Source organism: Streptomyces sp. UH6 (assembly GCF_013421635.1).
Classification (GTDB): Bacteria; Actinomycetota; Actinomycetes; order Streptomycetales; family Streptomycetaceae; genus Streptomyces; species Streptomyces abyssomicinicus.
The window spans coordinates 1-2,127 of sequence record NZ_JACADT010000973.1; the positions used below are offsets into that span (position 1 = coordinate 1).

General features: G+C 73.9%; 3 protein-coding genes. All 3 read right to left on the bottom strand.

The window, feature by feature from the left end; translation table 11 throughout:
* Positions 1-864: YihY/virulence factor BrkB family protein (locus tag HW445_RS28185; RefSeq protein WP_180223681.1), on the bottom strand; the 864-nt coding region annotated here is incomplete at its 3' end.
* On the bottom strand, positions 852-1,319 hold the full coding sequence (locus tag HW445_RS28190; RefSeq protein ID WP_308800056.1) for a GtrA family protein: 468 nt from the start codon (positions 1,317-1,319) through the stop codon (positions 852-854). The genes HW445_RS28190 and HW445_RS28185, both read right to left, overlap by 13 nt.
* The coding region (locus HW445_RS28195; RefSeq protein WP_180223683.1) for a decaprenyl-phosphate phosphoribosyltransferase at positions 1,316-2,127 on the bottom strand (812 nt) is incomplete at its 5' end. The genes HW445_RS28190 and HW445_RS28195, both read right to left, overlap by 4 nt.

Here is a 2,127-nt window from a genome sequence, read left to right on the forward strand (position 1 = left end):
CGGGGAGGCGGGGGCGGAGGACCTGCCCGTCGCCGTCCAGGCCGCGCTGTAGAGCAGCAGCTTGCAGGTGAAGTTGATCCACAGCAGCAAGGCGATCGGCACCCCGAACGCGCCGTACATGCTCTTCGCGGCGACCCCCTGGATGTAGCCGCTCAGCAGCAGCTTCAGCAGCTCGAAACCGGCCGCGCCGATCAGCGCCGCCTCGACCAGGCGCCGCTTGGAGGGGTGGCCCCCGGGCACCGTCCGCAGCACGTAGAGCAGCAGCAGGAAGTCGGCGAGGACGGCGACGGTGAACGCGGCGATCCCCAGCAGCACGCCGCCGGCCCCGCCCTCGTCCAGCCCCAGCTCCCGTGCCAGCCGCCCCACCATGCCGCTGGCGACCGTGGAGATCACCAGCGTGATCAGCACCGCGCCGCCCAGCCCGAACAGCACGCCCAGGTCCTTGGCCTTGGTGAGGAGGATGTTCTCGTCCGGGTCCGGGATCTCCCAGACGGCGCGCAGGCAGCCCCGCAGGGAGTCGACCCAGCTCAGCCCGGTGAACAGCAGCAGGGCACCGGCGATCAGCCCGACCGTGCCCGCGTTGGCGACCAGTTTCTCGATGTCCAGCTGGTCGGAGATCCCCGGCACCTGCTCGGCCAGCTTGTGCTGGAGCGTCCGCTGCTGGGCGGTGGACAGGGTGCCCGCGGCGGCCGCCGCCGCGACCGTGAGCAGCGGGAAGAGCGCGAGGAAGCTGGTGAAGGTCATCGCCGCGGCCAGCCTGGTCCACTTCACCCGGTCCAGCCGCTCGAAGGCGCGCCAGGCGTGGGTCTCCATCAGCCGGGCCGCCCACGGGCCGACGACGGGAAGGTTCTTCAGCCAGTCCATCCCACGACCCCGTTCCCGTTCCCGACTCCGTTGCGGAAGACGAGAGTTCTGGTACCCCAGAACCGGACGGCCGTGCCCAGCAGTATGCCGACTCCCGCGCCGGCGACCAGATCCGCGCGCCGCGAGGTGAGGCCGAGGCAGTAGTGGCTGACGGCGAGACAGGCCAGCTGCGCGGCGGCTCCGGCGGCGTTGACGGCGGTGAAGACGAGCGCCTGCCGCAGCCGTTCCCCCGGACCCGGCGGCGCCGCGGAGGCGGCCCGGCGGTAGGCGCCCAGCGCGTTGCCGGCGTAGGCGACCGCGCAGGCGGCGAGGAAGGCCAGCGCCTTGGCCGGCAGCGGCGGCAGCCCGGCCGGGCCGAGCAGCGCCGTGAACGCGGCCAGGTCCACCAGGTAGGCCAGAAGTCCGGCGGCCGCGAATCCGGCGAGTTCCCGGCGGGTGACCGGGGCGGCGGTCACCAGCCGGTCACCGCCAGCCCGTAGAGCACCGCCCACACCAGGCCGACGGCGGCCAGCGGGCGGTCCCGCAGCACGACGTCCTCCGGTTCGCCGGCGGTGCCCCGGTCGGCGAAGACGGCGTAGCGCAGGACGCCCAGGATGAAGGCGATCATGGACAGCTGCCGCCAGGGCAGCAGCCCGGTCTGCGGGACGCCGCCGGTCTCCAGGGCCCACAGGCAGTAGCCGAGGACCGCGCCGCCCGCCGCCAGCTGCCACACGAACCGCAGGTAGCCGGGCGTGTACTCGGTGAGCAGGGCCCGGGTGGCCCCGCGCTCGCCGGCCATCTCGACGGCCTCGGAGTAGCGCTTGGCGGAGACCATGAAGAGCGCGCCGAAGCCGGTGGTGATGAGGAACCAGCGGGAGAGCGGGATGTCCATGGCGATGCCGCCGGCCATGGCCCGCATCAGGAAGCCGGCGGCGACCACCGCCAGGTCGACCACCAGCACCCGCTTGAGCCGCAGGCAGTACGCGAACTGCATCACCACGTAGGCCGCCAGCACCGCCGCGGTCAGCGGCGGACAGAGGAGCACGGCGGCCAGCGGGGCCCCCACGGCGAGCCCGCACCCGGCCGCGTAGGCGACCGGCACCGGCACCTGTCCCGCGGCGACCGGCCGGTGCCGTTTGACCGGGTGGGCACGGTCGGCGTCGACGTCACGGGCGTCGTTGACCAGGTAGACGGCGGCCGAGCAGGCCGTGAAGAGGACCAGGACCAGTGGCAGCCGCATCAGCGCGGCCGGGGTGAGGAGCTGGCCCGCGGCCGCCGGGGCGG